General features: G+C 65.0%; 17 protein-coding genes. 10 read left to right on the plus strand and 7 right to left on the minus strand.

Annotated features, from left to right (window positions below):
- Positions 1-131: 131 nt before the first annotated feature.
- Positions 132-485 (minus strand): MarR family winged helix-turn-helix transcriptional regulator, encoded by a 354-nt coding sequence (locus tag AWB83_RS31730; RefSeq protein ID WP_087049585.1) that lies wholly within the window; start codon positions 483-485, stop codon positions 132-134.
- Positions 486-661: 176 nt separating this feature from the next.
- On the opposite strand from AWB83_RS31730, the gene AWB83_RS31735 reads away from it, so the two are divergent.
- From AWB83_RS31735 to AWB83_RS31745, 3 genes are all read left to right on the plus strand, one after another.
- Positions 662-976 (plus strand): hypothetical protein, encoded by a 315-nt coding sequence (locus AWB83_RS31735; protein WP_087049586.1) that lies wholly within the window; start codon positions 662-664, stop codon positions 974-976.
- A 76-nt stretch (positions 977-1,052) separates the two neighbouring features.
- Complete coding sequence (locus tag AWB83_RS31740; RefSeq protein ID WP_087049625.1) at positions 1,053-1,625, plus strand: hypothetical protein; 573 nt, start codon at positions 1,053-1,055, stop codon at positions 1,623-1,625.
- A gap of 152 nt (positions 1,626-1,777) precedes the next feature.
- Positions 1,778-2,551, plus strand: coding sequence for a flagellar brake protein (locus AWB83_RS31745; RefSeq protein WP_087049587.1), 774 nt, complete (start codon positions 1,778-1,780; stop codon positions 2,549-2,551).
- A 24-nt stretch (positions 2,552-2,575) separates the two neighbouring features.
- Here AWB83_RS31745 and AWB83_RS31750 read toward each other — a convergent pair whose 3' ends face one another.
- From AWB83_RS31750 to AWB83_RS31770, 5 genes are read right to left on the minus strand one after another with little or no spacing between them, the layout of a single operon-like run.
- Positions 2,576-3,826: an MFS transporter gene (locus AWB83_RS31750; RefSeq protein WP_087049588.1), complete on the minus strand. Its 1,251-nt coding sequence runs from the start codon at positions 3,824-3,826 to the stop codon at positions 2,576-2,578.
- A gap of 22 nt (positions 3,827-3,848) precedes the next feature.
- Positions 3,849-4,805: an N-carbamoyl-D-amino-acid hydrolase gene (locus tag AWB83_RS31755; protein ID WP_087049589.1), complete on the minus strand. Its 957-nt coding sequence runs from the start codon at positions 4,803-4,805 to the stop codon at positions 3,849-3,851.
- A gap of 29 nt (positions 4,806-4,834) precedes the next feature.
- Entirely contained in the window at positions 4,835-6,331 is a 1,497-nt protein-coding gene (hydA, locus tag AWB83_RS31760) for a dihydropyrimidinase (protein ID WP_087049590.1), read from the minus strand.
- Between the two features lie 22 nt (positions 6,332-6,353).
- The gene (gene cuyB / locus AWB83_RS31765; protein WP_087049591.1) at positions 6,354-7,100 is read right to left on the minus strand and encodes a cysteate racemase; all 747 of its coding nucleotides are present in this window, start codon (positions 7,098-7,100) and stop codon (positions 6,354-6,356) included.
- Positions 7,097-7,762, minus strand: coding sequence for an aspartate/glutamate racemase family protein (locus AWB83_RS31770; protein WP_159463096.1), 666 nt, complete (start codon positions 7,760-7,762; stop codon positions 7,097-7,099). Before AWB83_RS31770 ends, cuyB begins: the two co-directional genes overlap by 4 nt.
- Before the next feature lie 172 nt (positions 7,763-7,934).
- On the opposite strand from AWB83_RS31770, the gene AWB83_RS31775 reads away from it, so the two are divergent.
- The 7 genes from AWB83_RS31775 (at position 7,935) to AWB83_RS31805 (ending at position 15,486) form a co-directional block, all read left to right on the plus strand.
- Positions 7,935-8,894: a LysR substrate-binding domain-containing protein gene (locus AWB83_RS31775; RefSeq protein ID WP_159463097.1), complete on the plus strand. Its 960-nt coding sequence runs from the start codon at positions 7,935-7,937 to the stop codon at positions 8,892-8,894.
- 98 nt (positions 8,895-8,992) lie between these two features.
- Positions 8,993-9,655 (plus strand): GntR family transcriptional regulator, encoded by a 663-nt coding sequence (locus AWB83_RS31780; RefSeq protein WP_087049626.1) that lies wholly within the window; start codon positions 8,993-8,995, stop codon positions 9,653-9,655.
- Positions 9,656-9,878: 223 nt separating this feature from the next.
- Positions 9,879-11,195, plus strand: coding sequence for an MFS transporter (locus AWB83_RS31785; protein ID WP_087049594.1), 1,317 nt, complete (start codon positions 9,879-9,881; stop codon positions 11,193-11,195).
- Between the two features lie 157 nt (positions 11,196-11,352).
- Entirely contained in the window at positions 11,353-12,138 is a 786-nt protein-coding gene (locus AWB83_RS31790) for a short-chain dehydrogenase/reductase (RefSeq protein WP_087049595.1), read from the plus strand.
- A gap of 11 nt (positions 12,139-12,149) precedes the next feature.
- Entirely contained in the window at positions 12,150-13,283 is a 1,134-nt protein-coding gene (locus AWB83_RS31795; protein ID WP_087049596.1) for a pyridoxal phosphate-dependent aminotransferase, read from the plus strand.
- Between the two features lie 11 nt (positions 13,284-13,294).
- Positions 13,295-14,176, plus strand: coding sequence for an alpha/beta fold hydrolase (locus AWB83_RS31800; RefSeq protein ID WP_087049597.1), 882 nt, complete (start codon positions 13,295-13,297; stop codon positions 14,174-14,176).
- A complete protein-coding gene (locus tag AWB83_RS31805) occupies positions 14,173-15,486 on the plus strand; it encodes a hydantoinase/carbamoylase family amidase (RefSeq protein WP_087049598.1) in 1,314 nt (437 codons plus the stop codon). Before AWB83_RS31800 ends, AWB83_RS31805 begins: the two co-directional genes overlap by 4 nt.
- On the opposite strand, the gene AWB83_RS31810 is transcribed toward AWB83_RS31805, so the two are convergent.
- A complete protein-coding gene (locus tag AWB83_RS31810) occupies positions 15,426-16,379 on the minus strand; it encodes a quinone oxidoreductase family protein (RefSeq protein ID WP_087049599.1) in 954 nt (317 codons plus the stop codon). The two genes, AWB83_RS31805 and AWB83_RS31810, sit on opposite strands and share 61 nt — an antisense overlap.
- Positions 16,380-16,518: the final 139 nt, after the last annotated feature.

The following is a 16,518-nucleotide window of genomic DNA, read 5'->3' on the forward strand; positions in this document are numbered from 1 at the left end:
GCAACGCACGAGTCGATCAGATCAGCCTGGTGAGCTCCGGCACGACATCGAACAGATCGCCGACGACGGCATGATCCGCGACCCCGGAGAGTGCGTTGCAGGAGATGCGATAAGCACCCGACGCGGAATACTCAGCGCTTCTTCGCCTCTTCGAGGCACGCCGCCAGCTTTTCGAAATATTCCAGCGCCTTGCGCGTCGGAACCACGGTCTTGATGCGCAGGTCGTCGCTGCTCTCGTCGACGGAAACGAGGCCTTGCTTCTTCAGGCTCGTCAACTTGCGATGAACGGTGGCAGGCGCGCCCGCCACCGATAGCGCCATCGTTTCCGTGACCGTCAATGTGTGCCCCGCATGCCAAGAGGCCGTGAGCGCCTCCAGTAACCGTTCCTCGGCGGCGTCGAGCTTCGGCACCGAAGGCAATGCCTGGACCGCCTGAGCCAGATTCAGGAAGCGAAAATAGGCATCGAAGACGCTTTTTTTGGCCATGAAAGGGACATCCGGGAGAACGACGAATCATATCATCCATGAAAAATGGTCCGTGATCGCACGCCGCGCGGTATTTATCAAGATGATAAGAAAGTGATAGGATCGCGTCAAAAGGCGAGGGGCGGGAAAGACGAAGGCGGCTTTTCTTTCCCCCGGCGAATGGCGGGAGCACGAGCGTGGCTGAACCAAGCGATTTCACGTACATCACGGCGCATTTCATCGAGCGGGAAATCGATCATCTCACGCGGATGATCCGCTCGCGGCACTGGCATCGAAGCGCGGCGTGGCCGGTTTCGTACTGGCGCGGGCGCATCGAGGCGTTGCAGCATGCGCCCGCCATCGCGCCGGTTCAGCGCGTGGCGCTTCGCTCGCTGCTCGACGAACTGGAGCGCATTGCCGCCGATCTCGCTCCTTCGCCGAAGTACGGAGACATCGCGCAAGTCGAGGGGCATGCGGCCGCGAGCGCGACCATCGGCAAGACCCGGCGATAAGCGTGGTGCGAGCGTGGCATCAGGGCGCTGCGGTAATATGAGCGTCCTGCCGTCGTTCAGCTGGCACGCCACGCCAATGTCTTCCTTTCAGCTTCGCTTGTGCTCCGTCGTCGGAACGGCGCTCGTCTTCATCGCTTCGCTCTGGGTCAATCAGGAAGTCTTCGTTCACTCCGAATTCGTGCGGGGCGTGAACTGGGTGTATCTGCCGGCCGGCATCCGGCTGCTCAGCACCCTGCTGCTCGGCGCGGACGGCGCGCTCGGGCTGCTGCTCGCCAGCTGGATCGTCGACTTCTTTTATTTCTTTCCCAGCGATCCCGTGAGATCGTTTGTCGGCGGCATTATCGCGACGGCCGCGCCTTATGCGGTCTATCGTCTGGCGCGCGAGATCTACGGGCTCAATGCGTCGCTGTCGAATCTGACGGCGGGCAGGCTGATGATGCTCACCGTCGCCTATGCGATCGCCGGCCCGCTGCTGCATCACATCTGGTTCTACCTGCAGGGCGACACGGAGAACATTGCGTCGAGATTCGTCGCGATGTTCGTCGGCGATCTCGCCGGAACTGTCATCGTGATCTACACGCTCAAGGTGGCGCTGCATTTCCTGCCCGTGCCGCGTCGTCCGGAAGCGGATGGCCAGTCGAACAGCTAGCCGGCGCCCCGGCTTTTTCCCGGGCGCGCCGGCCTCGTCTCTCAGGTTCGGGCTCGTCGTCCCGTGATGTTCGTCACTCTACCATTTGCTTATCAATTTGATAAGATGACGACACGAGACGCCGGGAGGCCGCCCGGCAAGATAACGACATCATGACAATTGCTGAAGCTTCCCTGAGCATCGAAAGCGTCGCGAAGACGAATGCGTGGGAGATCGACGACCGCTACGCTCAGCGGCATTCCCTGCAGATTGCGCTGTGCCTGCGGAGCCTGTTGGCGCGCGGCGACTTCCTGACAGTCCAGTTCGACGGCACGCAGTTCGTCACCCAACTGCTCGATGTCGATTCGGGCCGCGCGCATTTTCTCTTCGATTTCGGCAGCACGCAGCGCGACAACCGCGCGCTCGTCCATGCCGACAGCCTCACGTTCCGCAGCCAGCCTTCGGGCATTCGCACCCAGTTCGTGACGGAACGCGCAGCCGCGACTACGTTCGAAGGTCGTCCGGCCTTCGAAGCGCCTTTCCCCACGTTGCTCCATTACGTGCAGCGCCGCGATTTCTACCGCGTCGACACGCCGATGTTCGACCCTTTCGTCGCCAGCGGTCTCGATGAGGAAGGCGTCGCGTTCCGGCTGGAACTGCAGGACCTTTCGGTCGGCGGCGTGGCGTTGCGCACGCGGGACAAGCGCTTCGAATCGCTCGCGCAGGGATGCGTGTGGAATGACGTGACGCTGCAACTGGGCGGACTGGGCGCGGTGTCGGTCGATCTCGAGATCGTCGCGCCTCGCCAGATGCTCACGCCGACCGGCGAGCGCCGCATCGTTCTGGGCTGCCGGTTCATCGACCTGAAGGGGAATGCGGAACGTGTGCTGCAGCGTGCGATCACGCTGCTGGAAACGCGCCGTCAGGGACGCGCGGCGCGCGCGTGATGCGCGCCGCGACGAGCTTTCGCTCTATTCGAGCTCCGCGCCTTTCAGCTCCGGGATCAGGGCGACAGTGGCGATGACATCGACGAGATAGATGCACGCCAGCGCCGCGATCGCGATGCCGAACGAGTAATGACTCGCGACCGCGCCGATGGCGAGCGGCCCGAAGCCGCCGACCGCGCGCCCGATGCTCCACAGCACGTTCTGCGCGGTGCCGCGTGCATGCGTCGGATAGAGCTCGGCCATGAGTGCGCCGTAGCCGCCCATCATCCCGTTCACGAAGATGCCGACCACCATGCCGCCGATGAGCAGCGCCTCGGGCGTCGTCATGCGCGAGTACACGAACACCATCACGAGCGCGCCCAGCTGATACATCACGAACGTGGGCTTTCTGCCGATCCTGTCCGCGAGCTGCCCGAAGATCCAGATGCCGACGAGCATGCCGAGGATCGACGCGGCCGTCCACGTGGCCGACTTGGCGAGCGTGAAGCCGAATGCCTTCGTCAGATAGCCCGGCATCCAGATGATGAGGCCGTAGTAGCCGAAGTTCTGCACCGAGCACATGATGATCATGCCGATGCTGCGGCGCGTGGTTTCCCTGTCGCGAAAGAGCGTCTTGAGCGGAAACTCGTGGCGCTTCCTCACGGCCTTCTCGATGAAGATCTCCGATTCGCCGATCGCCTTGCGGATCACGAAGGAGAGCACGGCGGGCGCGAGGCCGACCAGGAACATGCCGCGCCAGCCGATGTGCGGCAACAGAACCGGCGTCACGAGCGCGGCGACCAGCACGCCGACCTGCCAGCCCATGCCGACATACGACGACACGCGCCCGCGCTTCTCGGCGGGCCACGCCTCGATGGCGAGCGCCATGCCGATGCCGAATTCGCCGCCGAGACCGAGACCCGCGATGAAGCGATACGCGAGCAGGTCGTGATAGCCCTGCGCGAGCGCGCACAGCCCGGTGAACACGGCGAACAGCAGGATCGTGTAGGTCAGCACGCGCACGCGGCCGAGATAGTCGCTCAGAATGCCGAAGACGATGCCGCCCGCGACACCGCCGACGAGCGTCCATGTCACGAGCGAGCCGGCCTGCGCGGACGTGAGGCCGAGATCCGCCGAGATCAGGCTCAGCATGAAGCCGAGGATCAGCAGATCGAAGCCGTCCATCGCGTAGCCGGAGATGGACGCGATCAGCGCGCGTACGTGCGGCTTGCCGAACATCGACTGGTCCGACGCGTCGCGCATGGCGGCGGCGCTCTGCTCAAGGTGTTGATTCATCGTGGGTCTCCTCGTGGACGCGTTAGTTGAGCGCGTCGGGATCGTGCGGCAGCGGCTCGCCCGCACCGGTTCTCTCGACGATCAGCCCGTAATGCTCCGGGCGGCGATGCTTCGCGAAGTTGAAGACGTGCTCGCGGAAGGTGTCGCCGAGCGCGAGATCGACGTTCGCGAAGATCACTTCGTCCTCTTCGGTCACGCTCTGCGCGGCGATCTCGCCGGAAGGCGCGACGATCACCGAGCCGCCGATCATGTGGAAGCCGTCTTCACGGCCGCACTTTGCCGCGGCGGCGATCCACATCGCGTTCTGATACGCGCTCGCCTGCAGCGTGACGAGATGCGTGTGCATGCGCAGATGCACGGGCTCCGGCCAATGGATGTTCAGCGACGGCGTGTTGTAGCCGAGCACGCCTAGCTCCGCGCCTTGCAGCGACATCGCGCGCCAGGTTTCCGGCCAGCGGCGGTCGTTGCAGATGCACATGCCGAGCTTCGCGCCCATCGTCTCGACAACGGGGAAGCCCGAGTTGCCGACCGCGAAGAACTTCTTCTCCAGATGCTGGAAGGGCGCATCCGGCTTGTGATCCGCGTGGCCCGGCAAATGCGTCTTGCGATACTTCGCGACGATCCTGCCGCTCTCGTCGACGATGATCGACGTGTTGAAGCATTCGCCCTTCGCGGTCAGCTCCGCATAGCCGAGATAGAAGCCGATGCCCGCTTCGCGCGCGGCGTCGAAGAGCGGCTGCACGTCGGGGTTCGGCATCGAGCGCTCGAAGAAGCGTTCGACGGCGGCTTCCTCGCTCATCCAGTAGCGCGGGAAGAACGTGGTGAGCGCGAGCTCCGGAAACACGACGAGCTTCGCGCTGCGCGCCTTCGCTTCGTGCAGCATTTCGACGAGTCGCCTGACGACGGCCTTGCGGTCGTCCGCGAGATGCACCGGTCCCATTTGCGCGACCGCGAGCCCGATTTTGCGTGACTTGCTCATGACTTCCTCTTTCGTTTTGAGTTTCAGTTTCAGTTTTGACGATCGGTGTAGCCGAAGCCGTTGTGCGCTCGTCCATCGGCGAGTCCGCGGAAGAACCGGCCGGTCGTGGATACTTCACGCTCGCTCTGGAAAGGCAAGGGCGTCGAGCGCGGGACGAAGCGGCCGCTGCCGGGCTGCGCATCGAACCTGCCGTCATCGACGATCACGCGGCCCGCGCTCACCACGGTGCGCGGCCATCCCGTGACCCGCATGCCCTCGTAAGGCGTGTAGCCGACGCGATCGTGCAGAGCGGACGCCGCGAGCGTGACTTCGTGACGCGGATCCCACACGGCGATGTCCGCGTCCGCGCCCACTTGCACGAGACCCTTGCGCGGCGCGATGCCGTACATGCGCGCGTGGTTCGTCGCACTCAGCGCGACGAATTCGGGCAGCGTCATGCGGCCCGTGTTGACGCCTTCGGAGAAGAGCAGCGGCAGGCGCGTTTCGAGTCCGGGCATGCCATTGGCCATCTGTTTGAACGTGGTCGCGTCGCCGTGGGGCAGCTTGCCGGATGCGTCGAAACGATAAGGCGCGTGATCCGAGGACACCGTCTGCAGCACGCCTTCCTTGAGCGCGCTCCAGAGCGCCTCCTGTGCATTCGCATCGCGCAGCGGCGGGCTGCAGCAATACTTCGCCCCCTCGACGCCGGGGAGGTCCATCGCGTCCTCGGTGAGCAGCAGATAATGCGGGCACGTCTCGCCATACACCCGCGCGCCCATGCGCTGCGCCGCGCCGATGGTCGTCAGGGCATCCTGCGCGGAGACATGCACGATCAGGACAGGCACATCGAAGAGCTTCGAGAGCTGAATGACGCGATTCGTCGCTTCGGATTCGGCCAGCGCGACGTGGCTCGTCGCGTGATACTTCGGCGCGGTGCGGCCGCTTTCCAGCAGTTTCTGCGAGACCCAGCGGATCACGTCGTTGTTCTCGGCGTGCACCATCACGAGCGCGCGTTCGCGTGCGGCGAGCGCGAGGACGTCGAGCATCTGATAGTCGTCAATTTTGAGTTGCTCGTAGGTCATGTAGACCTTGAACGACGTGATGCCTTTGCGGATCTGGTCGACGAGGTCTTCCTGAAGCGTCTTTTTGTCCGTCTCGGAGACGATCAGGTGATAGCTGTAGTCGATCACGGACTTCGCCGCGGCGAGCGCCGCGTAATCTTCCGCGACCTGCCTGAGCGAATGCCCGCGATGCTGCGCGGCGAAGGGCACGATCATCGTCGTGCCGCCGCAGGCTGCCGCGACGCTCGCGGAGTACCAGTCGTCCGCGCCCATGATGCCCATGCCGGAGCGCTGCTCGACGTGGCAATGCGTGTCGATGCCGCCGGGAAGAACGTATTGGCCGGTTGCGTCGATGTCGCGCTTGCCCGCGGGCAAACCGCGCGCCACTTCGACGATGCGGTCCCCGATGATGCCGACATCGGCCTCGAAGACTTCCTCGTCCGACGCGACGAGACCATTGCGTATCGTGAGGTCAAAGTGCTGCATGTGTTTTCATCCGCTTGAAGAATCAGAATTGCGCTTCGAGTTGCGCGGGTTCGTTGCGCGCGGCGAGCCACCAGTCGACACAGGCGCGCGCGAGCGCTTCGGTGGGATCGACGGCGGGCGCTTCCAATGCGACGCCGGCCAGCGCGACGGGGATTTCCGTGCAGGCGAGCAGCAGCGCGTCCGCGCCGCGTGCGATCAGCGCCCGCGCCGCGCCGGTCAGCAGCGCGCGAGATTCGTCGATGCGCCCGCCTTTCACGGCTGCGATGCCCGCCGAGACGTTCTCCGCCTGCATTGCCTCGTCAGGCTCGATCGCCTCGATACCGTTCGCGCTGAGTTGATCGTGATAGATGCGGGCTTTCAGTGTTGCGGCCGTGGCGAGAATGCCGACGCGTTGCGCATCGGGACATTGATGCGCGAGCGCACGAATTGCCGCTTCGCCGATATGCAGCACCGGCAGTGCCGTTTCCTTCGCAAGCCTGCGATGCCACACGTGCGCAGTGTTGCAGGGAATCGCGATGGCCGCGCAACCGGCCGCTTCGAGCGTGCGCAGGCCGTCGAGCAGATGCGGCCAGGGCGCATCCGATCCCGCGAGGAAAGCCGTGCTGCGATCCGGCACCTGCGGCACGTTGTGCACGATGACGGGCATGTGTTCCTGATCGGAGGTCGCGGGCGTCGCGTGAATCAGCTTGACGAGAAAGTCCGCCGTCGCGAGCGGACCCATGCCGCCGAGCACGCCGAGACGCGGAAGCGGCGTCGAAGTCGCGTTCATGCGATGCCTCGTTCACGGCAGATCGCGAACGCGAGCGACGCGGCGGTGGAACAGGGATCGATCACCGGCACGCCGAGCGCCGCTTCCATATCGGCGCGCAAGGGCGTCATGCCCGCGCAGCCGAGCACGATCACATCGGCGCCGTCCTGATCGCGCAAGGCGCGGCCCGTTGCGATGAGCTTGTCGAGCGCGACCGCGCGATTGCCGGATTCGTCCACGCCGAGATTCACCGCCTGCTCGCCGGCCACTGCGTCCGCGACAAGCGCCGCGTGATACGTGCGCCAGTGGCGCGGCATGCCGCGCGTGCTGGCCGCGATCACGCCGATGCGCGAGCCGCGCGCGAGCGCGACCGCCAGCGCCGCCGCGCCGATGCCGAGCACGGGCTTATTCGTCGCTTCGCGTGCGGCGTGCAGTCCCGGATCGCTGTAGCACGCGATGACGAAGGCGCTCGCCCGCGCTTCGTGCCGCGCGACGAAATCCGCGACGGCGACGGCGGCGCGGTCCGCATCGCGCTGCGTCTCGATGCCGCCATCGACGGCGAAGAGCGTCTCGAACGCCGCGGGCGCGTCCGTTTCGGCGCGCAGCGCGCGCACGGTCTTTTCGATGTCTCGCGTGACGTCCGCGAGACCGTTCGGGTTGAGAAAGTAGATGGGATCGGACATGACTCGACGTGGATGGATCGACCTTCTCCGCACGATATCAACGGCGATTGGCGCCGTGAAATAGTTCAAATTTGGTGTCCCATAGACGCAATGCATGGACGCGCCGCGCGGTCCGCTGCCGCGCTACACTGCGGAGCGACGAAAACCTATCGCCCGCAGCGGCAGATATCCGATGAACTACGACGATGAAATCCCTCACTCACGCACGATGAGCCTGCGTCAGATCGAGGTGTTTCGGGCAATCATGATGACGGGCTCCATCAGCGAGGCCGCGCGCTCGCTCTATGTCGCGCAGCCCTCGGTGAGCCGCGTGCTGCAAGTGACGGAAAGCCGTCTCGGCTTTCTGCTGTTCGAGCGCATGCGCGGACGTCTGTATCCGACGCCGGAAGCGAAACGCATTTTCGAAGAAGTGATGCGCGCGTATGAGGGTATCGAGCGCGTGGACAATCTCGTGCGCTCGCTGTCGGACGGCTCGAGCGGCAAGCTGAACATCGTGTGCAGCCCGAGTCTCGGCGTGCATCTGGTGCCGCTCGCCATCGCGCGCTTTCATGCGGAGTTCCGGCAGTTGCCGATCCAGTTCGAGCCGCTCACGCACAACCATCTCGTGCCGCGCGTGCTGTTCGGCAAGGGCTATATCGGCGTGTCGATGTTCGAGGTGGAGCATCCGAATATCGTGACCATGCCGATGGAAAGCGGGCAGGTGCTGTGCGTCGCGAAGAAGGGCACGCTCGCACGGCGGCGCGCGCTCGATCCGAAGCAGATCGCGGGCATGCCGTGGATCGATTACGAGCACGACACGCCGCTTGGGCGCATCGTCGGGAAGGTGTTCAGGAACGAGCGGCGGCCCGAGCCGATCGTGCGCGTGCGCTCGGCGATCAGCGCCTGCACGCTTGCGAGGGAGGGCGTGGGCGTCGCGATCGTCGATCCGTTCTGCATCGACGATGCCATGCGCGACGCGCTCGATGTCGTGCCGCTGCGCGCGGACGATGCGCATCGGCTGACGGCGAGCCTTCTGTATTCGCATATCGAGCCGTTGTCGAACGCGGCGCGGCGCTTCGTCGAGATTCTGCATGTCGTGTTGACGGCGCATCTCGCGCCGCGGCGTTCGGTGCGGTCCGGATGGGATGTCTAACTCCGGGCTTGTCAAGGAATCCGCGAGGCGGTGAACGCGCCGATTCATGCGACAATCGAGCCCGCAAGAAATACAAGCAACGGGCTTTGGAGATACAGATGACCACGCGAGCGGACGAGATTCTGACGACGCTTGAGAGCGAAATCCTGTCAGGGCGGCTTCCGCCCGGTTCGCGGCTGGAAGAAACCGAGCTTTCCGAACGCTTCGAATGCTCGCGCACGCCGATCCGCGAGGCGCTGCGCCAGCTCGCATCGGAGGCCTTGATCACGATGCGGCCGCGCCAGCCCGCGATGGTCGCGGCGCTGTCCGCGCGCAAGCTGCTCGAAATGTTCCAGGTGATGGCCGAGCTCGAAGGGCTGTGCGCGCGTCTCGCCGCGCGGCGCGCGACGCCGCAGCAGATCCAGCGCCTGCGCGACACGCAGGACGAGTTGCGCGCCACGCTCGACTCCGGCCAGGTCGACGCTTTCTACGAGATCAACCGGCGCTTCCACGAGATCGTCTACGAGGCGAGCCAGAACGAGTTCCTCGCGGATCAGACGCGCAGCCTGCGCAACCGCGTGTCGATCTATCGCAAGATGGTCACGCAGAAAGTGCGGCGACGGCTCGATACCGTCGACGAGCACGAGCAGGTGATCGCCGCCATCGAGCGCGGCGACGGCGACGCCGCCGACAAGGCGATGTCCGCTCACGTCAATCTGCTCGGCGAACAGATGCTCGATTTCATCGCGCTCTTCCCCGAGCCCGCCGAAGTCGCCGAATAGGCGCTTCTTTCGCGCGGCGCGTCCTGCTTCCGCGCGCATTTCCCGTCACCTCTCCGGAGCGAGCCGCCTGCGATTCATGGCAGGCTCGTCGCCGCGTTTCTGAAAAACTCCTTGCATTGTATTTTGTTTGAGTATTATCTGGATACAAGAAATTCGATCAAAGATACAGCAAACCGGATTTCCACTGACACCGACAACGTACGCCAGGAACAAGGAGCAGGTGATGAGCGACACGCTGCATGCCGCGAGCGACGTAGGGCAAGCACAGAAGATCGAAGACCAGACCTATCGGAAGGTGACGCTGCGGCTCATCCCGTTCCTGATCCTCTGCTATGTGGCGGCGTATCTCGATCGCGTCAACATCGGCTTTGCGAAGCTCCAGATGCTGAGCGACCTGCAGTTCAGCGAGACCATCTACGGGCTGGGCGCGGGCGTGTTCTTCATCGGCTACTTCCTGTTCGAGGTGCCGAGCAATCTCCTCATGCAGCGCGTCGGCGCGAAGGCGTGGATCGCCCGCATCATGGTGACGTGGGCGATCATTTCCGCGGCGTTCTTCTTCGTGCAGACGCCCACGCAGTTCTACGTCCTGCGCTTTCTGCTCGGCTCGGCGGAAGCAGGCTTCTATCCGGGCATCGTGCTGTATCTGATGCAGTGGTATCCGGCGCGCCGCCGCTCGCACGTGCTCGCGATCTTCATGGTGGGCATTCCGCTCGCTGGCATCATCGGCGGGCCGCTGTCGGGCTGGATTCTCGAGGCGTTCAACGGTGCGCACGGGCATCCCGGCTGGCGCTGGCTGTTTCTCGTCGAAGCCGTTCCGTCGCTGGTTCTCGGCATCGCCGCGTTCTTCTATCTGGAGAACCGCCCGGGCGACGCGCGCTGGCTCACGCGTGAGGAAGCCGCGGCCATCACGAATGCGCTCGATTCCAGCGCGGGCCGTCACGCGCGCATCTCGGAGACGGTCGGCCAGGTGTTCCGCGACCCGCGCATGCTGCTGATGGCGCTGGTTTACTTCTGCGTGATCATGGGCCAGTACGGCCTGACCTTCTGGATGCCCACGCTCATCAAGGCGTCGGGCGTCACGGGCGCGCTCCATATCGGCGTGCTTTCGGCGATTCCCTTCGTGTTCGGCGCGATCGCGATGGTCTCGTTCGGGCGGAACTCGGACCGCACCGGCGAGCGCCGCTGGCATCTGATCGTGCCGATGCTGCTCGGCGCGCTCGGCTATGCCATCACGGCGGGTGCTGGCGCGAACGTGCCGCTCGCGCTGATCGGCCTGTCGCTCGCCGCGGCAGGCGTGCTGACGCCGGGGCCGCTCTTCTGGGCGCTGCCCTCCGCGATTCTCGCCGGAACGGGCGCGGCGGCGGGCATCGCGGCGATCAACGCCTTCGCCGGGCTGGCGGGCTTCGTGAGCCCGTATCTCATCGGCTGGCTGCGCGATCTCACGCACACATCCGTGATTGCGATGTACGTGTCCGCGGGCGTGCTCGTCGCCGGCGCGGCGATGATCCTCCTGATCCCGGCGAAGCTGGTGAACCGCTGAGCCGCTTCATTCGCTGGACCGAAACGGCATGCCGCCCGCGTATGCCGTTTTTTTTGCCTGCGCAAACCATTCTGGCAAATTTTGATTCCTGTTTGTATTCCATTGTGCTAATTTATGTATTCAGTATAGTCTTATATAGATACATGAGAGGCGAAACATGGAACTGAACTTCAGAGGCAAGTCCGCGCTCATCACCGGCGCATCGAAGGGAATCGGTCTGGCGACGGCCTGGCGCTTCGCCGCCGAGGGTATCGAGGAACTGCATCTCGCGGCCCGCTCCGCCGATGCGCTGCATCGCGCGCAGGACGAGATCGCGACGAAGCACGGCACGCGCGTGCACGTGCATGCAACGGATCTGTCGGTGACGCAGAACGCCATCGATCTGGCGCGCGCCTGCCCGAACGCGGACATCCTCGTGAACAACGCCGCCGATTCGAGCCCCGGCCCGCTCGACAAGATGACGGACGCCGACTGGCGCGCGAGCCTCGACATGAAGATCTTTTCCTACGTCACGCTGACGCGCGAGCTGTATGCGTCGATGAAGCAGCGCGGCGGCGGCGTGATCGTCAACGACATCGGCAACTCGGGCGAGAACTGGGACGCGAACTACATCATCGGCTCGACGGGCAATGCCGCGATGATGGCCTTCACGCGCGCCATCGGCGGCTGGGCGCTCGATGACGGCATCCGCGTGGTCGGCGTGAATCCGGGGCCGGTCGCCACCGACCGCATGGTCAAGCTGATGAAGCGGCGCGCGCTCGACTGGTACAACGACGAAACCCGCTGGGAAGAGCTCTTCGACAAGTATCCCGGCAAGCGCGCCGCCCAGGCGGAGGAAGTGGCCGACCTGATCGTGTGGCTCGCGTCGGATCGCGCGGCGTACATCACGGGCACGATCGTCACCATCGACGGCGGCATCGCATCGCGCCGTTCCATCATCTGAGGGGGAACGTCATGCGTCGATTCGAGGAGCGCAACGCGTATTTCGACCGGCTGTGCAACAGCGAAGGGCTGATGTGGCTCGGCCAGAATACCAACCACTTCGAGCCGCATCCGGCAGTGCGGCAAGCCGTGATCGCCGTGCTGGACGGCGGCGAGTATCACGCCTACGCGCCGCCGCTCGGTTTCGAGGAATTGCGGCAACTGATTCGCGACGACGTCGGCCTGCCCGATGCCTCGGTGATGGTCACCGACGGCGCCGTCGAAGCGTTGTACAACGTCTGCCGCAACCTCTGCGAGCCGGGCAGGGACTTCGTCACGACCAACCCGAGCTGGGCCTGGCCGATGCAGTTCGCCGCGCGCGCGGGCTCGCGCGTGATCGAATTGCCCATCTATTCGCCCGAGCAGAAGTACAAGCTCACGCCCGCGCAATTGCGCGCGGCGGTGAACGAGAACACCGGTGTCATCTATCTCGTCGATCCGAACAATCCGCTCGGCACGTGCCACACGGAAGACGAGATTCGCGAGTTCGCGGAGATCGCGCGGGCGGTCGGCGCGTATTTCATTCACGATGCGACCTACTTCCAGTTCGCGGACAGCTTTACGCCGGCGTACCGTTTCTATCCGGAGAAGACCATCGTCACGTACAGTTTTTCGAAGTGGCTCGGTCTCGCGGGCATGCGTCTTGGCGCGGTGATCGCGCATCCGGACCTGATCGAGCGCTTTGCGTCGGCGCCGCCGAACAATCTCGGCAGCAACGTGCTGTCGCAGCGCGCGGCCATCGCCGGGCTGCGCACGAAGCGCGAATGGTTTCCGGACATTCAGCGGCGTCAGCGGCGCAATCAGGCGGCGGTCGTCGAAGCGGCGAAGAACGTCGAAGGGTTGAGCGTGCCAGTGTATCCGTCGCAGGCGAATTTGCTCGTCGTCGAGACGATCGGTGCGGGCATCGCGCCCGAGGCGCTCGTCGAGGCGTTCCAGGCCGAGCGCGTGATGATTCGCCAGGGCGCGTATCACACGAAGGAATTCGGGCATCGTTTCGTGAAAGTGAGCCTCACGGTGCCGGAGCATTGGGCCGATCGCTTCTGCGAACTGCTGCCTTCGATGGTCGAGCGCGCGCGTTCGATCAAGGAACCCGCGAATCAATTCTGAAGAGGGCGAGCATGCCGTATCTGAAAACGACAGACGATGTGAACCTGTACTACGAGGAAGCGGGCGAGGGCACGCCGATCATATTCGTGCATGAATTCGGCGGCGATCTGCGCAGCTGGGAGCCGCAGATGCGCTACTTCAGCCGGCGCTATCGATGCATCGCGTTCGCGGCGCGCGGCTATGCGCCGTCGGACGTGCCGGAGGACATCGAGCAGTACTCGCAGGCGATCGCGGCGCGCGATATCCGCGATGTGCTCGATGCGCTCAAGATCGACCGCGCGCATATCGTCGGCCTGTCGATGGGCGGCTTCGCGACGCTGCACTTCGGGCTCGACTATCCGGAGCGGGCGCGTTCGCTCGTCGTCGCGGGCGCGGGCTATGGCGCGGAGAAGGCGTTCGAGGACTACTTCCGCGAAGTGTCGCTGGAAGTCGCCAAGCAGTTCGAGGCGCAAGGCTCGCGGCAGTTCGCGCAGACGTATGCGCTCGCGGCGTCGCGCATCGCGTTTCAGGTGAAGGATCCGCGCGGCTGGCTCGAATTCGCGACGATGCTGGGCGAACATTCCGCACGCGGCTCCGCGTTGACGATGCGCGGCGTGCAGGCGCGCCGTCCGTCGATCTACGACCTCGAAGCGCGCCTGCAGTCGATGACGGTGCCGACGCTCGTCGTCGTGGGCGACGAGGACGATCATTGTCTTCAGCCGGGCATCTATCTCAAGCGCACGGTGCCGGCGAGCGGTCTTGTCGTGATGCCGAAGACGGGCCACACGCTCAATCTCGAGGAACCGGCGCTCTTCAATCAGCACGTTGGCGAGTTCCTCGCGATGGTCGAGCAGAACCGCTGGCTGCCGCGCGATCCCCGCGCCGTGGCCGCCCAGATCATGAAGACGTCATGAGCGCGAACACAACGACACGCGCAAGCACGTTCGTCGATGAAAAGCGGCTTGCCGGGCGGCTCGCTGCGATGGCGCGCATCGGCGCGACGGAGAAGGGCGGCGTGAACCGGCAGGCGTTGTCGAAGGAGGACGCCGAGGCACAGCGTCAACTCGTTGACTGGGGCAATTCGCTCGGCCTGAAGCCGTCAGTCGATGCAATCGGCAATCTGTTTCTGCGGCTCGAAGGCACGGACCCGAGCGCCGCGCCGGTGTTGTCGGGATCGCATCTCGACAGCCAGCCGACCGGCGGCAGGTTCGATGGCGTCTACGGCGTGCTGGCCGCGTTCGAAGCGGTGGAGGCGATCATTGCGTCGGGTGCGAGGCCGCGTGCATCGATCGACATCGTCGCGTGGATGAACGAGGAGGGCTCGCGTTTCGCGCCGGGCATGATGGGCTCGGCGGTATTCGCAGGCGCGCGCGAGCTGGACACGGTGCTCGCCGTCGCGGATGCGACCGGCGTCACCGTCGAAAAGGCGCTGGCGGACGTGCGCGAATCCCTGCGTGACGTGCCCGAGCGTTGGCTGGGCGAACGCGCCGCAGCATATGTTGAGGCGCACATCGAGCAAGGCCCGCAACTGGAGAAGGAAGGGCTCACGATCGGCGTCGTCACCGGCATTCAGGGCAAGCGCACGTTCAAGGTTCGTGTGGACGGCGAAGCCGCGCACGCGGGCACATCGACGCGCGCGGAGCGCAAGGACGCCTTGCTTGCCGCCATCGCGATGGTGCGAGCGCTCGCCGATGCATTGCACGACGCGGAGGACATCGTGAAGTTCACCGTGGGCCGCTTCGACGTGAAGCCGAGCGCGCCGTCGGTGGTGCCGAGTTCGGTCGACTTCTCGATCGATCTGCGGCACCCGGATTCGCAGGTGCTGCAAGCGCTGGGCGACAAGGTCCGGCCACTTTGCGAAGCGCATGCGGGCGTTTGTGCCGTGCAGGTGACGGAGTTGTCCACGGCGATGTCGCTCGAATTTCCCGCCTCGCTGCGCGGACTGATTCGCGATGCGGCGGCGCGGCTCGATCTGCCGCATCGCGACATCCTCTCGACTGCGGGCCACGATGCGCGTTATCTGCATCCCGTCTGTCCGACCGGCATGATCTTCGTGCCGTCGCATCTCGGGCTCACGCATTGCGAGGCCGAGTTCACGTCGTCGGCGGATCTGGCCGCTGGGGCGCGGGTGCTTGCGGAGGTGCTGATCGAACTGGCGTGCCGTCAAGCCGTCACGAACACGATGCGCTCCTTGCCGTTGTCGTCCCAATGCTCGCTCGATTGAGGCATCGCGATTGCCTTCGCATCAATCTTCAGGCCGCCCGCCGCAGCCGCATCCAGCACCGCCTGCGCCGCAGCCAGCAGGCGCGGCAACGCGATGCTGCCGAGGCCGCTTCCAAGCAGCGTGATCGCGCTCGAGCGCAGCACGGCGGCGGGCAAGGCGATCTCGCCGCCGCTGATCGAGCCGATCTGCACGAAGCGCAGCGCGCGCTGGTCCTCGGACGCACGCGCGGCGGCAATGAGCATGGCGCGCGCACTCGGCCCCCACAGATAATCGAACACGACATCGACGCCCTCGGCGAAGGGCGCTTCGAATGCGCGGCTCATCGCGGCTTCGTCGTCGCTGAGGACGAACGTCGCATCGGCGCCCAGGGAGCGCAGCTTGTCCAGCACGGCCGGGTTGCGTCCCGTCGCGATGATCCTGCCCGCGCCGAGGCGTTTCGCGACTTGCACCGCGAGCTGTCCCGACGCGCCGGTCGCCCCATTTATCCACACCGTCTCGCCTCCGACGAAATTCGCCCGCTCGGTGAGCGCGGCCCACGAGGACATGCCGGGAATCGCGATGGCGGCGGCGGTGGCGTCATCGAGCGCGTCGGATAGCGGGAGGCAATGCTCGCCAGGCACGAGCGTGCGTTCCGCCATCGCGCCGAACGGTGCGACGGGGCTGAAGAAATAGACGCGCTCGCCATTGTCGAGACGGCCGGCGCCATCGGCGCCCGCAACGAACGGATACGTATTCGACGACGAATAATGCTGGCCCGACGCCCTCGCGCGCGTCAAGTGACTGAGCGCCGATGCGCCGATGTGCACGAGGCGATGATCCTGCGAGGCAACGGGTTCCTCGAATTCCGTCCAGACGGGCTTCGTTCCCGCCTTGCTGACGACAGCGGCTTTCATGCTTGCTCCTTGTTCATATCGGTCGATTGCATGGCGACCCACGCGCGCAGCGCGGGATCGCGGATCTGGCTTGCTCGCATCGTTCCACCCCCGGGCGATACAAGGCGGCGCGAGCAGGCGAGGGCGACTGATTTCAGAC

This window comes from Caballeronia ptereochthonis, from assembly GCF_001545075.1.
GTDB lineage: Bacteria > Pseudomonadota > Gammaproteobacteria > Burkholderiales > Burkholderiaceae > Caballeronia > Caballeronia ptereochthonis.

Coding starts and splice junctions, on each gene's coding strand:
- AWB83_RS31730 (WP_087049585.1), bottom strand. CDS start 485: ATGGCCAAAAAAAGCGTCTTCGATGCCTATTTTCGCTTCCTGAATCTG.
- AWB83_RS31740 (WP_087049625.1), top strand. CDS start 1,053: ATGTCTTCCTTTCAGCTTCGCTTGTGCTCCGTCGTCGGAACGGCGCTC.
- AWB83_RS31745 (WP_087049587.1), top strand. CDS start 1,778: ATGACAATTGCTGAAGCTTCCCTGAGCATCGAAAGCGTCGCGAAGACG.
- AWB83_RS31750 (WP_087049588.1), bottom strand. CDS start 3,826: ATGAATCAACACCTTGAGCAGAGCGCCGCCGCCATGCGCGACGCGTCG.
- AWB83_RS31755 (WP_087049589.1), bottom strand. CDS start 4,805: ATGAGCAAGTCACGCAAAATCGGGCTCGCGGTCGCGCAAATGGGACCG.
- hydA (WP_087049590.1), bottom strand. CDS start 6,331: ATGCAGCACTTTGACCTCACGATACGCAATGGTCTCGTCGCGTCGGAC.
- cuyB (WP_087049591.1), bottom strand. CDS start 7,100: ATGAACGCGACTTCGACGCCGCTTCCGCGTCTCGGCGTGCTCGGCGGC.
- AWB83_RS31770 (WP_159463096.1), bottom strand. CDS start 7,762: ATGTCCGATCCCATCTACTTTCTCAACCCGAACGGTCTCGCGGACGTC.
- AWB83_RS31775 (WP_159463097.1), top strand. CDS start 7,935: ATGAACTACGACGATGAAATCCCTCACTCACGCACGATGAGCCTGCGT.
- AWB83_RS31780 (WP_087049626.1), top strand. CDS start 8,993: ATGACCACGCGAGCGGACGAGATTCTGACGACGCTTGAGAGCGAAATC.
- AWB83_RS31785 (WP_087049594.1), top strand. CDS start 9,879: ATGAGCGACACGCTGCATGCCGCGAGCGACGTAGGGCAAGCACAGAAG.
- AWB83_RS31790 (WP_087049595.1), top strand. CDS start 11,353: ATGGAACTGAACTTCAGAGGCAAGTCCGCGCTCATCACCGGCGCATCG.
- AWB83_RS31795 (WP_087049596.1), top strand. CDS start 12,150: ATGCGTCGATTCGAGGAGCGCAACGCGTATTTCGACCGGCTGTGCAAC.
- AWB83_RS31800 (WP_087049597.1), top strand. CDS start 13,295: ATGCCGTATCTGAAAACGACAGACGATGTGAACCTGTACTACGAGGAA.
- AWB83_RS31805 (WP_087049598.1), top strand. CDS start 14,173: ATGAGCGCGAACACAACGACACGCGCAAGCACGTTCGTCGATGAAAAG.
- AWB83_RS31810 (WP_087049599.1), bottom strand. CDS start 16,379: ATGAAAGCCGCTGTCGTCAGCAAGGCGGGAACGAAGCCCGTCTGGACG.